The 16052-nt window shown below is 59.5% G+C and carries 18 protein-coding genes; 10 read left to right on the top strand and 8 right to left on the bottom strand.

Annotated elements, in window-relative coordinates; genetic code table 11:
• The first annotated feature begins 8 nt into the window (after nucleotides 1-8).
• From map to QC816_RS16900, 7 genes are all read left to right on the top strand, one after another.
• Nucleotides 9-800 (top strand): type I methionyl aminopeptidase, encoded by a 792-nt coding sequence (gene map / locus QC816_RS16930; protein ID WP_309783558.1) that lies wholly within the window; start codon nucleotides 9-11, stop codon nucleotides 798-800.
• A complete protein-coding gene (locus QC816_RS16925; RefSeq protein ID WP_309783556.1) occupies nucleotides 800-3475 on the top strand; it encodes a [protein-PII] uridylyltransferase in 2676 nt (891 codons plus the stop codon). The genes map and QC816_RS16925 overlap by 1 nt, the downstream gene beginning before the upstream one ends.
• A 112-nt stretch (nucleotides 3476-3587) precedes the next feature.
• Nucleotides 3588-4784, top strand: coding sequence for a succinyldiaminopimelate transaminase (dapC, locus tag QC816_RS16920; RefSeq protein WP_309783662.1), 1197 nt, complete (start codon nucleotides 3588-3590; stop codon nucleotides 4782-4784).
• A gap of 41 nt (nucleotides 4785-4825) precedes the next feature.
• A complete protein-coding gene (locus tag QC816_RS16915) occupies nucleotides 4826-5164 on the top strand; it encodes a Spx/MgsR family RNA polymerase-binding regulatory protein (RefSeq protein ID WP_085918334.1) in 339 nt (112 codons plus the stop codon).
• 30 nt (nucleotides 5165-5194) lie between these two features.
• On the top strand, nucleotides 5195-6220 hold the full coding sequence (dapD, locus tag QC816_RS16910) for a 2,3,4,5-tetrahydropyridine-2,6-dicarboxylate N-succinyltransferase (RefSeq protein ID WP_085918333.1): 1026 nt from the start codon (nucleotides 5195-5197) through the stop codon (nucleotides 6218-6220).
• Nucleotides 6207-7379, top strand: a complete 1173-nt coding sequence (gene dapE / locus QC816_RS16905) for a succinyl-diaminopimelate desuccinylase (protein ID WP_085918332.1) — start codon at nucleotides 6207-6209, stop codon at nucleotides 7377-7379. The genes dapD and dapE overlap by 14 nt, the downstream gene beginning before the upstream one ends.
• Nucleotides 7379-7765, top strand: coding sequence for a hypothetical protein (locus tag QC816_RS16900; protein ID WP_309783553.1), 387 nt, complete (start codon nucleotides 7379-7381; stop codon nucleotides 7763-7765). Before dapE ends, QC816_RS16900 begins: the two co-directional genes overlap by 1 nt.
• A gap of 77 nt (nucleotides 7766-7842) precedes the next feature.
• Here the strand turns inward: QC816_RS16900 and QC816_RS16895 are convergent, their stop codons facing one another.
• A complete protein-coding gene (locus tag QC816_RS16895; RefSeq protein WP_085918330.1) occupies nucleotides 7843-8379 on the bottom strand; it encodes a cold-shock protein in 537 nt (178 codons plus the stop codon).
• 111 nt (nucleotides 8380-8490) lie between these two features.
• Here QC816_RS16895 and QC816_RS16890 point away from each other — a divergent pair, with 111 nt between their 5' ends.
• A complete protein-coding gene (locus tag QC816_RS16890; RefSeq protein ID WP_264824577.1) occupies nucleotides 8491-8739 on the top strand; it encodes a SlyX family protein in 249 nt (82 codons plus the stop codon).
• 25 nt (nucleotides 8740-8764) lie between these two features.
• Here QC816_RS16890 and ald read toward each other — a convergent pair whose 3' ends face one another.
• The 7 genes from ald to radC all read right to left on the bottom strand — a co-directional run bounded on the left by ald (nucleotide 8765) and on the right by radC (nucleotide 14190).
• Complete coding sequence (gene ald, locus QC816_RS16885) at nucleotides 8765-9883, bottom strand: alanine dehydrogenase (RefSeq protein WP_309783551.1); 1119 nt, start codon at nucleotides 9881-9883, stop codon at nucleotides 8765-8767.
• 166 nt (nucleotides 9884-10049) lie between these two features.
• Entirely contained in the window at nucleotides 10050-10484 is a 435-nt protein-coding gene (locus QC816_RS16880; RefSeq protein ID WP_309783549.1) for an acyl-CoA thioesterase, read from the bottom strand.
• Between the two features lie 32 nt (nucleotides 10485-10516).
• Nucleotides 10517-11707, bottom strand: coding sequence for a class I SAM-dependent rRNA methyltransferase (locus QC816_RS16875; protein ID WP_309783547.1), 1191 nt, complete (start codon nucleotides 11705-11707; stop codon nucleotides 10517-10519).
• A gap of 130 nt (nucleotides 11708-11837) precedes the next feature.
• Nucleotides 11838-12665, bottom strand: coding sequence for a bifunctional DNA-formamidopyrimidine glycosylase/DNA-(apurinic or apyrimidinic site) lyase (mutM, locus tag QC816_RS16870; RefSeq protein WP_309783545.1), 828 nt, complete (start codon nucleotides 12663-12665; stop codon nucleotides 11838-11840).
• A gap of 155 nt (nucleotides 12666-12820) precedes the next feature.
• Complete coding sequence (rpmG, locus tag QC816_RS16865; RefSeq protein ID WP_027337782.1) at nucleotides 12821-12976, bottom strand: 50S ribosomal protein L33; 156 nt, start codon at nucleotides 12974-12976, stop codon at nucleotides 12821-12823.
• 50 nt (nucleotides 12977-13026) lie between these two features.
• On the bottom strand, nucleotides 13027-13263 hold the full coding sequence (gene rpmB, locus QC816_RS16860) for a 50S ribosomal protein L28 (RefSeq protein WP_066319413.1): 237 nt from the start codon (nucleotides 13261-13263) through the stop codon (nucleotides 13027-13029).
• A gap of 252 nt (nucleotides 13264-13515) precedes the next feature.
• Nucleotides 13516-14190 (bottom strand): RadC family protein, encoded by a 675-nt coding sequence (gene radC, locus QC816_RS16855; protein WP_085918324.1) that lies wholly within the window; start codon nucleotides 14188-14190, stop codon nucleotides 13516-13518.
• A gap of 116 nt (nucleotides 14191-14306) precedes the next feature.
• Here radC and coaBC point away from each other — a divergent pair, with 116 nt between their 5' ends.
• Together coaBC and dut are read left to right on the top strand one after the other, a co-directional pair.
• Nucleotides 14307-15584, top strand: a complete 1278-nt coding sequence (coaBC, locus tag QC816_RS16850) for a bifunctional phosphopantothenoylcysteine decarboxylase/phosphopantothenate--cysteine ligase CoaBC (protein ID WP_309783542.1) — start codon at nucleotides 14307-14309, stop codon at nucleotides 15582-15584.
• On the top strand, nucleotides 15581-16039 hold the full coding sequence (gene dut, locus QC816_RS16845) for a dUTP diphosphatase (RefSeq protein WP_085918322.1): 459 nt from the start codon (nucleotides 15581-15583) through the stop codon (nucleotides 16037-16039). Before coaBC ends, dut begins: the two co-directional genes overlap by 4 nt.
• Nucleotides 16040-16052: the final 13 nt, after the last annotated feature.

Below are 16052 nucleotides of genomic sequence, written 5' to 3'. Positions count from 1 at the left end.
GAGAATCCATGAACGTTCCCATTAAAACGCCTTCTGAAATCGACAAGATGCGCGACGCGGGCCGCCAGGCCGCCAGCGTCATCGAGATGATCACCCCTCACGTCCAGGCGGGCATCAGCACCGGTGAAATCGACCGCCTGTGCCACGAGTACATCGTCAACGAGCTGGGGTCGACGCCTGCGCCACTCAATTACCACGGCTTCCCCAAGGCGACCTGCACCTCGATCAACCATGTGGTCTGCCACGGGATTCCCGACGACGCCAAAAAGCTCAAGAACGGCGACATCATGAACCTGGATATCACCGTGCGCACAGCCGCTGGCTACCACGGCGATTCCAGCGTGATGTTCGTGGTCGGCGAGACCATCCAGGGCGAGCGCCTGTGCCGCATTACCCAGGAATGCCTGTATAAAAGTATTGAGCAGGTCAAACCCGGTGTGCGCCTTTCTGAACTCGCCCGCGTGATTCAGAAACACGCTGAAGCCAATGGCTACTCGGTTGTTCGCGACTTTTGCGGTCACGGCATCGGCGCTGAATTTCACGAAGACCCCCAGTTCCTGCACTACGACGGCTACGCCCCGGGAGCGGACATCCGCCTTGAAGCCGGCATGTGCTTCACCATCGAGCCCATGATCAACGTTGGCGGCTACAAGACCAAGGTGCTGCGCGATGGCTGGACGGCGATCACCAAGGACCGCAGCCTGTCGGCGCAATGGGAGCACACCCTGCTGGTCACCGACACCGGCGTTGACGTGCTGACCGCACGCGGCGACGAAGACTTCAGCTTCTTGAATCATTGATGCTTTTACACCACTACCGGTTCGAACCCGACACCACGCTGTTCGATCTTGAGTTGTTCCGCACCGAGCTTGCGGGGTCACGCTCCCCCATCGCGCCGTTCAAGGCAGCGCTTGGTGAAATCCAGACGCGCCTGGACGAACGCTTTCGCGCCGGCGCCGATATCCGCGATCTGGTCCGGGGCCGCGCGTGGTATCTGGATCAACTGCTGGCTATCGCCTGGGAACAGCATGCCTGGCCCGACGACGGCGTTGCCCTTGTGGCCGTGGGCGGCTACGGGCGCGGTGAACTGCACCCGCATTCGGACATCGACCTGCTGTTGTTGCTGGAACACGACGACGACAGTCCCTACCGGGAGCCGCTGACCGCCTTCATCACTTTCTTGTGGGACATCGGTCTGGAAATCGGCCATAGCGTGCGCTCGCTCAACGACTGCGAGCGCGAAGCGGCCGCCGATGTCACGGTGATCACCAACCTGCTTGAGTCCCGCCTGGTTGCCGGCCCTGAGTCGCTACGCCACAAGATGCGCGAACGGCTCAGCGCCGAGCATGTATGGCCGGCCGACCGCTTTTTCGAAGCCAAGTGGCAGGAGCAGATTGCCCGTCACTACCGTTACAACAACTCCGAGTACCATCTCGAACCGAACCTCAAAAGCTCGCCCGGTGGGCTGCGCGATATCCAGATGATCGGCTGGGTCGCCAAGCGCCATTTCGGAACCGAGCAGTACGCTGATATCGTCGCCAACGGCTTCATGAACGATGCCGAACTGCGCATCTTGAGCCAGGGGCAGGCGTTTCTGTGGCAGGTCCGCTACGCCCTGCACATGCTCACCGACCGTGCCGAAGACCGCCTGCTGTTTGACCATCAGCGCACCATTGCCGAGATGTTCGGCTTTCGCGACACCCCCGAAGGCCTGGCGGTCGAGCAGTTCATGAAACGCTATTATCGGCACGTAACCGCCCTGGCCGGGCTTAACGACATGCTGCTGCAGCACTTCGATGAAGTCATCCTGCGCGGCAAGGAAGCACTGGAGACGGTCAAGCTCAACGAACGTTTTGAAACCAAGGGCGGTTATATTCAGGTGCGTTCGCGCAACCTGTTCCGGGAACAGCCTTCGGCCATGCTGGAGCTGTTTTTGCTGATGGCCAAGCACCCTGAAATAGAAGGCGTCCGCGCCGACACCATCCGCCTGATCCGCGACCATCGCCACCAGATCGACGATCACTACCGCGAAGACCCTCGCCACCAACGGCTTTTCATGGCCATCATGCGCGCGCCTGGCAATGTTCCACGCCAACTGCGGCGCATGAACCGCTACGGCATTCTGGGCAAGTACCTGCCCGAATTTGGCCGCGCGGTGGGTCTGATGCAGCATGACCTGTTTCATATTTATACCGTGGATGCTCACACGCTGCGGCTACTCAAGTTCCTGCACGGCTTCCGCAAGCCGGAGGCCAAGGACGATTTCCCGGTCGCCGCCACCCTGATGCAGCAGTTACCCAAGCTGGACCTGCTCTGGATCGCTGGCCTGTTTCACGATATCGGCAAGGGACGCGGTGGTGATCACTCGGAAATCGGCGCCCGGGACGTCGAACAGTTCTGCCAGCGCCATCATGTGCCACAACACGACACCAACCTGGTCAGCTGGTTGGTCGAGCACCATCTACTGATGTCCATGACCGCGCAAAAGCGCGACATCAGCGACCCGGATGTGATTCGCGATTTTGCCATGGAAGTGCGCAACGAGACGCGGCTGGACTATCTTTATGTGCTGACCGTTTCGGACATCAATGCGACCAATCCGACGCTATGGAACGGCTGGCGGGCGTCGCTGTTGCGCCAGTTGCATGCCGAAACCAAGCGCGCCCTGCGGCGCGGGCTGAACAACCCGCCCGACCGCGACGACTGGGTACGCGAAACGCGCACCGAAGCCCGTTCACTACTGCAAACGATTGGCGTTGATGAAACCGATATCGACCGGTTATGGGAATCGCTGGGCGAAGACTATTTCCTGCAGTACGCGCCCAGCGAAATCGTCTGGCAGACCCAGGGAATTCTTGCCCATCAACCATCGCCGTTGCCGCTGGTATTAATCAGCGCGCCCACGGCTGACATGGCCGAAGGGGGCACCAAGGTGTTCATCCACACCCGCTCGGTGGACGACCTGTTCGCCGCCACTGCCGCCGCCATGGAACAGCTGGGACTGTCGATCCACGACGCACGTATCGCGACGTCCAACAACGACTGGACACTCAATACCTTCATCGTGCTGGACAATCAGGGCCAGCCAATCCGCGACTCAGCGCGTATCGAAGAAATGCGCCAGCACCTGGTGGAAGAACTCGACGATCCCGACGACTATCCCGACATCGTCACGCGGCACACGCCGCGCCAGCTCAAGCACTTCCGGGTCGCCACCGAGGTGCTGATCGAACAGGATCCCGCCAACGACCGCACACTGCTGGAGCTCAGCGCCCCTGACCGGCCGGGGCTTCTGGCCCGCGTCGGGCGCATCTTCATGGAGCAGGACATTGCGCTCTCCGCGGCGAAAATCGCCACCCTGGGTGAACGCGTTGAAGACGTGTTCTTTATCACCACCAAGGCTGGCGAGCCGCTGACCGATCCGGACCGCCAACAACAGCTGCGTGAACGCCTGATTGAGGTGCTGGGGGTTTAATTGTCTTATCGCCCCGGTGGATTTGAGCCGACAGCGGGGCTTGCCTATAATCGTCGGCTACTTTTCGCGACACGACGCCTACAACGACGCCAGCACGGCGTTCTGGATACTCATGAACCCTGATCTCGACGCCCTGCATCCGTATCCGTTCGAAAAGCTCGCGGCGCTCAAGGCGGACCTGACCCCGCCCGAATCGCTTGCGCACATCCCGCTGACTATCGGCGAACCCCAGCATGCGCCCTACCCTGGGGCACTGGCCGCACTGGTGGCGCATCAGGCTGAGATGGCCCGTTACCCAGCCACCAACGGGCTGCCCGCCCTGCGCGAGACTATTGCCGCCTGGGCCTGCCAGCGTTTCGCGCTAGCAGACCTCGATATCGAGCGTCAGGTCCTGCCGGTCAACGGCACGCGCGAAGCCATTTTTGCCTTCGTTCAAGCCGCCCTTGACCGGAGCTGCCCGTCCAAAGTGGCGGTGCCCAATCCCTTCTACCAGATCTATGAAGGCGCCGCTCTGCTTGCCGGCGGGGAACCACTGTATCTCGACTGCACCGCCGACAACGGCTTTCGTCCGGATTTCTCCGCCGTAAGCGCCGACACCTGGCGTGATGTGCAAATCGTCTTTATCTGCTCGCCGGGTAACCCCACCGGCGCGGTCACGCCCCTCGCCGACTTCAAGCAACTGATTGCGCTCGCTGATGAACACGATTTCATCATTGCCTCCGATGAGTGTTACTCGGAGCTCTACCTCGACGAAGCTGCACCGCCGCCTGGGCTCCTGCAAGCCTGCGCCGAGCTGGGCCGCGATGATTATCGGCGCTGCGTGGTGTTTCACTCGCTCTCCAAGCGCTCCAATTTGCCAGGGCTACGTTCAGGGTTTATCGCAGGCGATGCTGACCTGATAATGCCCTTCAAGCGCTATCGCACCTACCACGGCTGCGCCATGTCACTGCCCATGCAGCACGCTTCCATTGCCGCCTGGCAGGATGAAAACCACGTATTCGCCAATCGCGAGGCTTATCGTGAAAAGTTTGGCGCCGTGACAGAGCTACTCGCCCCGGTAATGGATTTCCCCACGCCCGAGGCGAGTTTTTACCTGTGGCCCGCCGTGCCTGGTGGCGACGATATCGCTTTTACCCAGCGGCTATTTGTCGAGCAGCATGTCAGCGTGCTGCCCGGTAGTTTGATGGGCCGTCCCGGGCGCGAAGGCCGTAATCCAGGAAGTGGTCGACTACGCTTGGCATTGGTGGCAGAGCTTGCCCCCACGCTTGAAGCCGCCGAGCGGCTACGCCAACTTATCGAGCGCGGCTAACGCAAACGTTGACGGCATGACGACATTGTAGGAGGTCATACATGCTAACGCTTTATATCATCAGCAACTGCGACACCTGCCGCAAAGCGGCCAAGGCACTGGACGAAAAGGGCATTCCCTTTAAAACCTACGACCTGCGCAAGGACGGTCTGTCAGCACCACTGCTGGAGCATATCCTGCACCGCGTCCCGTTGGTCAAGGCGATCAACAAGCAAAGCAAAACCTGGCGCGAGCTATCGGATGAAGAAAAAGATTTTGATGCCAACTCGGGCCGCGAGCTGCTCTTGAAACACCCCACATTGTTAAAGCGCCCTCTACTGGAAGTCGACGACGAAACCATCCTGGTCGGCTACAAAGATGGCGACTACGACAAACTTTAAGACGAAACACTGACCTAAAGGAACGCAGTTATGCTGAGCTTTGCGCTTGGAATCGGCACCCAAAATACCCAGGGCGACTGGCTGGAAATCTACTACCCGGCACCGCTGATCAACCCACCGGAAAGCCTGGTGAGTGCTGCCAAGGACGTTGTCGACGCGCCCCAGGGTAATGCGGCCATCAGCTTCCTGCCGGAAGACTGCACGCGCCTGGCCAAGGCCCTTCAGGAAGCGGGCCATCCCGAACAGGCGGAGCTTGCTGAATCTTTCGCGTCCAGCCAGCGCCCCCTGGTCGCCATGTTCCTGGAAACCGACCAGCCGCCGCAAACCGCACCTGAGGTCTACCTCAAGCTGCACCTGCTCTCCCATCGCCTGGTAAAACCCCACGGACTGGATCTGACCGGCATGTTCGGTCTGCTGCGCAACATTGCCTGGACCAACGAAGGCCCGATCGACATTGAAGAGCTTGCCGCCCGCCGCCTCAAGGCACGCCTGGCAGGCCGTGCACTGTCGGTGGACTGCGTCGACAAATTCCCCAAGATGACCGACTACGTCGTTCCCCAAGGCATCCGCATTGGCGACACCGCTCGGGTCCGTCTGGGCGCCTATCTGGGCGAAGGCACAACGGTCATGCACGAAGGCTTCGTCAACTTCAACGCGGGCACCGAAGGTCCCGGCATGGTCGAGGGACGTATTGCGGCAGGGGTCATGGTGGGCAAGGGCTCCGACCTGGGCGGCGGTTGCTCCACCATGGGCACGCTTTCCGGCGGCGGCAATATGGTAATCAAAGTTGGCGAGGGCTGCCTGATCGGCGCCAACGCGGGCATCGGCATTCCGCTTGGCGACCGCTGCACTGTCGAAGCGGGCCTGTACATTACCGCAGGGGCGAAAGTGACGCTGCTGGATGATCAGGGCCAGGAGGTCAACACCGTCGCCGCACGCGAGCTGGCAGGCCAGGACGATCTGTTGCTGCGCCGTCACTCACAAAGCGGCCGTATTGAGTGCCTGACCAATAAAAGCGCCATCGCACTCAACGAGGCGCTGCATGCCCATAACTGAGCCAGAAGGTTTATCACCGACGCTGCAGCTGGCGTTTGACCTGCTCAGCCGGGCATCGGTGACGCCAGATGACGAGGGCTGCCAGGACCTGATGATCGAGCGCCTCGTGGCGCTCGGCTTTCATATCGAGCAACTGCCGTTTGGCGATGTAAAGAATTTCTGGGCCGTGCGCGGCCATCATGGCCCGGTGCTGGCTTTTGCTGGCCACACCGATGTGGTGCCCAGTGGGCCTCATACCAATTGGGAGTATCCCCCCTTCACTCCCTGCATCAACGACGAGGGCATGCTGTGCGGGCGTGGTGCTTCCGACATGAAAGGCAGCCTCGCGGCAATGCTCACGGCTGTCGAGCGGTTTGTGACCGCGCACCCCGATCACGATGGCCGTATTGCTTTTCTGATCACCTCCGATGAAGAGGGCCCCGCCGTCGACGGTACTCGCGCGGTGGTCGAGCATTTGCGCGAGCGCAATGAACGCCTCGACTACTGCATCGTCGGTGAGCCTTCCTCCACGTCACGCCTGGGGGATGCGATCAAAAACGGCCGACGCGGCTCTCTGGGAGGCGTGCTGCATATAAAAGGGGTGCAGGGCCACGTGGCTTACCCGCACCTGGCGTGCAACCCGATCCACCAGGCAATGCCTGCGCTGGATGCACTCGTCAACGAACACTGGGATGCGGGCAATGATTTTTTCCCGGCTACCAGCTTTCAGGTTTCCAACTTTCGTGCGGGGACGGGCGCCACCAACGTGATTCCCGGTGAGGTCGAAGTCGTCTTCAACTTCCGCTACTCAACGGAAGTCACCCATGAAACCCTCAAGGCACGCAGCGAAGCGATCCTGGATCAGCACGGCCTTGAGTACCACATTGACTGGATGCTCAACGGCGAGCCGTTCTTGACCGCCGAAGGCGAGCTGGTCGATGCCACCATGCGCGGCGTTGAAGCCATCACTGGCGAGCGTCCCGCGCTATCCACCAGCGGGGGCACCTCGGATGGACGTTTTATCGCCACCCTGGGCGCCCAGGTGGTCGAACTGGGGCCGCTCAACGACACGATCCACAAGATCGATGAACGCGTGCGTGCAAACGACCTGGACGACTTAAGCCGGATCTACGAAGCCACCCTGCAAGCGCTGTTCATCGCCGACAAGGTACGCGCATAATGGAATCTTACCCGGATATTGAGATTTACCTTGCCGATGTCGTCCATCCGGCGCTAAACGAATGGCTCGCCGACGCTCTGGAGGCACCGCCGCTTGCATCGGCAGGTAAAGGCAAATGGCGCACTCAGGGCAGCTACCAGGGGCACGTCGTCCCCGTGTTATTGGTGGAAAAAGCCGCCGACGGCTTTGCCAGCCTATGGCTGGACAGCCGCCATAGCCCCTGGCAGACCGACCAGGAAGCCGCACAGCACGCGGCTGAAGCCTTGCAGACCGAAATTCGCTGCTCGCTGGGCGGCTGGCATCCCGGTGATGACCCCGATCGTTTTTGGCAGGTGCTACCCGACGGCCGTGAAGGGCCCATACAATGGCCCGATTCAGGTCGCTAACCGATCAACCTAAAGAACTTGACCCCGCCGAGGCGGGGTCAAGAGATCATGCTAGCCAATAACACCCTGGCTGATGACTACTCGATAATACTCACATCGTCAGCCTGCAAACCACGCTCATTTTTAATCACGTGGTAGCGCACAATCTGGCCTTCCGCGAGCATGCGCGGACCACGACCACGAATTGCCCGAAAATGGACAAACACATCGTCGCCGTTATCGCGGGTAATAAAGCCGTAACCTTTATTGGTATTAAACCATTTCACCTCACCCTCTTCGCGGCCGTCGTTAGGGTCGATGAGATCCTCATCATCGTCCGCCGCCGGGGCTTGAGACTGACGCGGTGCTGGCTTGGAACGAACGGCCACATCAGGCGACACCACGACAGGCGGTGCGAGCGCAGCGGTTGCCAAGGTGGCAATGCAAAGCACAATGAAACTTCCGATGGCAACGGCAATATAGATGCCGCCAGCGCCTGTCACGGCAAGCTCGGCCAGCCACTGCTCAGCCAGGGGTGCGTCGGTCAAATGAACAATCCCCGCCAGCAATAGCGGCGTGGGGGCGGCAAGTAAAATACTGATCAAGATACTGCGAAACACAACTTTTGGGTTCATGGATAAAAAAAGCTCTCTTGTTGTATGGGTAACAGAAGAAGGACAATACTCAATTCAACGGGTTTTGACGACCCAATGTATCGAGCTACTACACAAGGTTGCAATGTTACCATGACATCTACGTTATCGCCCGCTGAGCTCACTCAACAGCTTGAATCTTTAGAAAGCCGTCTGGCCTATCAAGAACACTGGCTCGATACCCTGGATCAAGCCGTCGCCCAACAGGAACGCCGACTAGCGACACTGGAGCAACTCAGTGCGCTGATGCGCGAACGGCTTCGCGAACAGCACCAGGCACGCCATATGGATGACGCCCCCGATGCCAGCCGACCCGAGGACGACATACCGCCCCACTACTGATGAATGATAATGCCCCAACAGCGACCTATCGATTCACCGCGTCTGCGGGGTCAACACTTTCCAGATCAAACGCCTCAGCCACCGCCGCGTAGGTCACCTGTCCATTGTGGACGTTAAGCCCCGGCAAGAAGTGCGGGTTATCGCGCAACGCCTGTTGCCATCCTTTATCGGCCAACGCCAGCACGAATGGCAGCGTGGCATTGGTCAGCCCCAGCGTGGAGGTCCGCGCCACCGCCCCCGGCATGTTGGCAACGCAGTAATGGACAATGCCATCGACGATATAGGTCGGCTCGGCATGGGTAGTGGGTCGGCTGGTTTCGAAACAACCGCCCTGATCGATCGCCACATCCACCAGCACGCTACCGGGCTGCATATCCGCCAGCATGGCACGGGTAATCAGCTTAGGTGCCGCTGCCCCCGGGATGAGTACCGCACCGATGATCATATCAGCCGTTTTGGCGGCTTCATCGAGCGCATCCGCCGTTGAGTAGACGGTTTTGATCCGGCCTTGATAGCGGTCGTCCAGCACTTCCAGGCGATCAATGGATTTGTCCAGAATGGTGACGTCTGCGCCTAACCCCAGGGCCATACGCGCGGCGTTTTCACCGACCACACCGCCACCGATGACGGTCACTTTCCCTGGCGCCACTCCCGGCACGCCCGGCAACAGCACGCCCGCACCCCCCTGGGCTTTTTCAAGACTATGGGCGCCCGCCTGCACGGCCATGCGTCCCGCCACCGTGCTCATCGGCGCGAGCAACGGCAAGCCGCCCTTGGCGTCGGTAACCGTTTCATAAGCGATGCAGGTCGCGCCGCTTTCCATCAACCCCTGGGTGAGGGTCTTCTCGGCAGCCAGATGCAGGTAGGTAAACAGGGTATGCTGTGGCGTCAGCCGTGCGACTTCTTCTGCCTGAGGCTCCTTCACTTTCAAAATCAGCTCGGCGTTTTGCCAAAGCATCGCGACATCCGCCTCGACGCTTGCCCCCGCTGCTTCGTAGTCGCGGTCATGAAAACCGGCACCTTCACCCGCGCCCGCTTGAACCGTTACCTGATGACCCCGCCCGGTCAATTCGCGCGCGCCAGTGGGCGTCAAGGCCACCCGGTATTCATGGTTTTTGATCTCTTTAGGGACAGCGATGCGCATAGTTGGCTCCTCGTGATTGAGCGAGAAATTCGTCAATATTGATGCCATTACAGCACAGCTTTTACTCGCCTCCATCCCCCGGCATATAAAACAAAAAAAACGCCGGTTAAGGCGTTTATCAGGAGAAAAATCTAGCGGCTAGCGGCTTTTGGCAAAAAAATCATCGTTATTCAACAACCACCGCATCACCGTAAAGTCGCCGATACTCGTCGGGCAGACGCATGGGCCGCCCGCTGGATAGCGCCACGCAGGCAAAGCGGGTACGGGCCCTGAGCAAGGTTTTAGCGTCGTGCTTGCGCTTCAACTGGAAGCGACGGGTCAAGCTAAAGCGTCCGTCACAGGCCACGATCCAGGTCGCCAACTGAAGCCGGTCACCCTCATAGCTTGGCGCCAGGTAGTCCAACTCGTGGCGGTGCACGACCATGGCGCGGTCAAGCTCTCGGTAGCGCTCGAGCGTAAGCCCCAGCGCTTCTGAATGCGCCCAGCTGATTTGCTCAACCCAGCGCAGGTATTCACTGTTGTTGACGTGCCGGTAGGCGTCGATGGCCTCATCCGTCACGTCGATCTCCATCACAAAAGGCTCGGGTAGCGCCCACTCCATTGTCTTGGCTCCTTCACCGGTTGCTTGACGACCTAGTCGCGGAACACGCGCACGCCCAGCGCCTTCAGGTAGGACGTCTCGGGGATCGCCGGATGTACCGGGTGGTCCGGCCCCTGGTGACCCTGGAAGATCACCTGAGCGTGGCGGTCCTGATGGCGCGCCGCGCCGCGTACCACATCTACCAGACGCTCCGGCGCCAGGTGCATGGAGCAAGACGCCGACATCAGCAAGCCGTCACGCCCCAGCAAGCGCATTGCTTCGCGGTTCAGACGGTTGTAGGCACGTTCGCCATTGGGGATATCCTTGCGTTTCTTGATAAACGCGGGCGGATCCAGAATTACCACGTCGAATTGTTCGCCGTCGGCTTTAAGCGCCGCCAGCGCCTCGAACGCATCGCCTTCACCAGTGGCGACCTGTTCCTGTAAGCCGTTGAGTTCGGCGTTGCGGGCCACTTGCTCAAGCGCAGGGCCAGATGAATCGACACACAATACCTCAGAGGCACCGCTGGCGGCAGCCTGCACCCCCCAACCGCCGACATAGCTGAATACGTCCAGCACCCGCTTACCGGCAACCTGAGTATTGAGCCAGGAACGGTTGACCCGATGATCGAAGAACCAGCCGGTTTTCTGACCATCGATGACCGGCACCACAAAACGCACGCCGTTCTCTTCCAGCACGACTTCATCGGGCAATGTGCCCTTGACCACTTCCACCTGGGCATCCAGGCCTTCCTGGCGACGCCCGCCGGTGTCATTGCGGAACACAATCGCGCTGGGCTTGAGGACTTTCTCCAGGGCATCGACGATTTCTTCGGCCAGCGTCTGCATACCCGCAGTGTTCAATTGCACCACCACCACATCGCCGAAGCGGTCGATCACCAGCCCCGGCAACAGGTCACCTTCCCCGTGAATCAGACGGTAAAACGGTTGTTCAAACAGGCGCTGACGCAAGGCAAGCGCCTGGTTAAAGCGATGCACGAACAACGAACGATCCAGGCGCATCTCGGGATCACGTGACATCACCCGCGCCGCAATCAGCGAATGCGGGTTCACATAGGCGACCCCGAGGGTTCTACCGTTGGATGCCTCGACCAGGGCAGCTTCACCCGCGGTAAAGTTCTTCAGCGGGGTTTCCTTGATATCGACTTCGTTGGAATAGATCCACAGATGACCCGCTTTGAGGCGGCGGTCAGCGTTTTTATTCAGGCGCAGGCGTTGGGTCACAACAATCTCCAAAACAGCTTTGGCTTCAAAAGCTCGGTTTCTAACACCAGTATTCAGGCAGCAGGGCTTAAAACGTGGGCTCAAACCTAGGCTTAAAAATTTAGAAAAACAAAAAAGTGTGGCGCCCCGATTAGCGCTGGCAGCGAGGGCAGAACACGCTGGCTCGCTGGCCAAGCGTAATACGACGCAGCTCCACCCCACAGCGCATGCAGGGTTGACCGTGCCGACCATAAACATTCAGCCGCTGAGCAAAATAGCCAGGCTCGCCCTGGCCGCTGACGAAATCACGCAGCGTGGTACCGCCCTGGATAATGGCAGCCGCCAGCACTTCCTTCACGGCAGCCGCCAACTTCTCGTAACGGGCCAGAGAAATACGCCCTGCCGCCCGCCGGGGATCAATCCCCGCCATGAATAACGCTTCAGCAGCGTAGATGTTGCCAGCACCGACGACCACACGGTTATCCATCAAAAAGGGCTTTACGGATACCCGCTTATTGCGTGAGATGCGATACAGCCATCGCCCGTTAAAGGCATCATCCAGAGGCTCGGGGCCCAGATGCATCAGGCGCCTGTCAGCGCTGCCGTCTCCCTGCTGCCAATCGACAAAGCCAAACCGCCGCGGATCATGGTAGCGCAACACATCGCCGCTTTGGGTCTCCACATCCACGTGATCATGCTTTTTAGGCAAGTCACCCACACGCGCAATCCGCAAGCTGCCCGACATCCCCAAATGCCACAGCAGCGTCGCCTCTCCCTCAGCGGTAGCCAGTGGAACCTGGAGGTACTTGGCTCGGCGTGCCAACTCACCGATACGAGACCCCACGAGCCGTTCGGCGAAATCGTCCGGTACCGGCACGCGCAAACGGGGCTGGCGCACCAATACCTCGGTGATTTCCTGACCTTCCAGGTAAGGTGCAATACCCCGCCGAGTGGTTTCAACTTCGGGCAGCTCGGGCATGATGAGAGCCTTTGATGACAGAGTGGTGACGATCGTTGACGCTTGCGGTGTTCACGCTTGCAAGCACTGAACACCCAGGCATGCAAAAACCCGGCTTGGGGCCGGGTTTTTGACAGGCGCTCGCCTGCGGTGAAAGCCAGTCATCGTAACCGTAGTTACTTGATTTTGGCTTCCTTGTACATGACGTGCTTACGGACCACCGGGTCGTATTTCTTGAATTCGAACTTGTCCGGGGTATTCCGCTTGTTTTTATCAGTGGTGTAGAAGTGGCCTGTACCGGCACTGGACACCAGCTTGATCTTATCGCGCATGGTTTAACTCTCCCAATTTTTGGCCAAGAATGGTTAGCCAAACAAATAGCTTAGATGGCGTCGCCGCGCTTGCGGATATCGGCCAGAACCGTCTCGATGCCTTTCTTGTCAATGATGCGCATACCCTTGGAGGAAACGCGCAGCTTGACGAAGCGGCTTTCAGCTTCAACCCAAAAACGATGGGTGTGCAGGTTCGGCAAGAAACGACGACGTGTCTTGCGCTGGGAGTGTGAAACGTTGTTACCAGTTACCGGACGCTTGCCGGTAACCTGACATACTTTGGACATGAGAGCCTCCAACCGCTTGGCCAGGATATAATAACCTGAGTGTTCAAAACTGTCGGGCAAACCGGAGCAGGGAAGGAGTCGACGTATTTAACCGCCAAGCTTTAACCAAATCCGTTATTCAACCCAAGTTTAAAGGTGGCACTTTATACCAGAGCACCTGGCGATCAGCAAGAAAAACCGTTGCAGAAGGGCGAAAAAACCGCTTTTTGCTCATTTTACTTACGTTAATCACTGATTACCGGGCCAGCACCGCTATAGCCAGCCGCGCTCGGCAAATGACACCACGTCTCCGTCCCCCACCACGAAATGATCCAGCACCCGCACGTCAAACAGGGCGAGCGCTTCTTTCAGGCGATCTGTAATGCGTCGATCAGCATCGCTGGGCTCAGCAACCCCCGAAGGATGGTTGTGGGCCAGGATAACAGCGCCAGCGTTGTGCACCAGGGCACGCTTGGCAACTTCGCGGGGATAAACGGATGCGCTGTCTAGGGTACCGCGAAACAGGGATTCATAGCGAATAATTCGGTGCTGTGTATCCAAAAAAAGCACCGCAAATTCTTCGTGGCCCAAATGACGCAGCTGTGCACTCAAATAATGGCGCACCAGGGTGGGCGATGTCAGCGCTTCACCGCGGGCAAGCTGGGAAGCCAGATGCCGCCTTGAAAGCTCAAGCGTCGCTTGCAACTGAGCGAACTTGGCACTACCCAGCCCGCGCGCGTTACAAAAGCTATCCTGGTCGGCCTCCAGCAGTTGACGCAGGCCACCAAAACTAGCAAGCAGATCTCGCGCCAGGTCGACCGCTGAACGCCCCTGAACGCCGACACGCAGAAAAATAGCCAGCAGTTCGGCATCGGATAGCGCTTGCGCGCCCAGATTCAATAGCTTTTCTCTTGGCCGCTCGCCTTCCGGCCAGTGGTTAATGCCCATCATCGCCTCCCTGCGCGGTGTTTCACCTGTCCCTATGCGTGAATGCAGCATGCCAAATTGTGCGGACGAATGGTATGGTAAGCCTCCTAAAGAACGCTCAATATGGATCCTCTACCATGACGTCCGTGACTTCGACCACAATGCCAATTGCTAACGGTAAGCGCGTGCTGCTGGGCATCAGTGCCGGTATCGCCGCGTATAAAAGCGCGCTGATCGTGCGACTGTTGAAACAGGCGGGCTGCGAGGTTCGCGTCGTCATGACCGATGGTGCCCAGGCATTCATCACCCCGCTGACGCTACAGGCGCTGTCGGGTGAACCGGTAAGAACCTCGCTGCTCGACCCTGAAGCCGAGGCGGGCATGGGCCACATTGAGCTTGCCCGTTGGGCCGATGTCTTGTTGATTGCCCCGGCGACCGCTGACCTTATTGCTCGTCTGGTCCATGGCATGGCCGATGACCTGCTGACCACGCTCTGCCTGGCCTCGGAGGCGCCCAGGTTGATCGCTCCGGCCATGAACCAGGCCATGTGGCGCCACCCCGCCACCCAGCGCAACGTGGAACGGCTCGCTTGCGATGGCTGGCAGTTGATAGGCCCTGCCGCTGGCGACCAGGCCTGCGGCGACGTTGGCCCAGGCCGCATGAGCGAACCCGAAACGGTTGTTGACGCGCTATTGCGCCAGTTTTCGCCCCTGAGCAGCGCGACGCCGAAAGCGTCAGCGCCGCATGTCGTGATTACCGCAGGCCCCACCCGGGAAGCCCTCGACCCGGTGCGCTACCTCTCCAATCACAGCTCGGGAAAGATGGGCTACGCCCTTGCCGCCGCGGCCGCCGCCCAGGGCGCCAGGGTCACGTTGATCAGCGGCCCGGTGACGCTGGCAACGCCTGCAGGCGTCACACGCATTGACGTTGAAACCGCCGAGCAGATGCACCAGGAATCGCTGCAACTGGCCCCTCAGGCAGCGCTGTTTATCGGCTGTGCCGCCGTCGCTGATTACCGCGCGGCAAGTGCCGCCGAGCATAAGCTGAAAAAGACCGATGACAGCGACACTTTGACGCTGACCCTGATCAAAAACCCCGACATTATTGCCTCGGTGGCGGCACTTCCACCTGCCAGTCGCCCTGTGGTGGTCGGCTTTGCCGCCGAAACCCAGGACGTTGAACGCTATGCAGCGGACAAGCTGACCCGCAAGCGCCTCGACATGATCGTCGCCAACGACGTTAGCCAGCAAGGCATGGGCTTTGGCAGCGACGACAACGCGGCGCTTCTGCTATGGCGCTCCCCCCAGGGTATCGAGCGTCGGATGGAAGTCCCCCAGCCCAAAACACAGTTAGCGGAGCGCGTGATCCAACAAGCCCTGACGCTACTCCCCTCGCCTAACGGAGCAACCTTATGAGCCCCCGTCCTCGCCTGCAGTGCAAAATGCTGGATGAACGACTGCGTGACTATTTACCCCATTATGCGACCAACGGGTCAGCGGGCATGGATCTACGTGCGCTGCTTGACGAGCCGCTTACCCTGAACCCCGGCGACACCCAGCTCGTACGAACGGGCCTGGCGATCTATATTGAAGACCCCGGCCTTGCCGGCATGATTTTGCCGCGCTCCGGTTTGGGGCATAAGCACGGCATCGTGCTGGGCAATCTGGTGGGGTTGATCGATGCCGACTACCAGGGCGAGTTGATGATTTCCGTTTGGAATCGAGGGCAAAGCGCTTTCACGATCGCCCCCTTTGAGCGATTGGCACAGTACGTGCTTGTTCCGGTGGTACAGGCTGAACTTGATCTGGTCGATCAATTTAGCGATTCCACCCGCGGCAGCGGCGGCTTCGGCAGCACTGGCCGTCATTAATCGGCACTGGCCA

It is taken from the genome of Vreelandella janggokensis (genome assembly GCF_031451615.1).
GTDB classification, from domain to species: Bacteria; Pseudomonadota; Gammaproteobacteria; order Pseudomonadales; family Halomonadaceae; genus Vreelandella; species Vreelandella janggokensis.
Note: the sequence above shows the minus strand (reverse complement) of the source record. Positions and strands in the feature narration are given on the sequence as shown.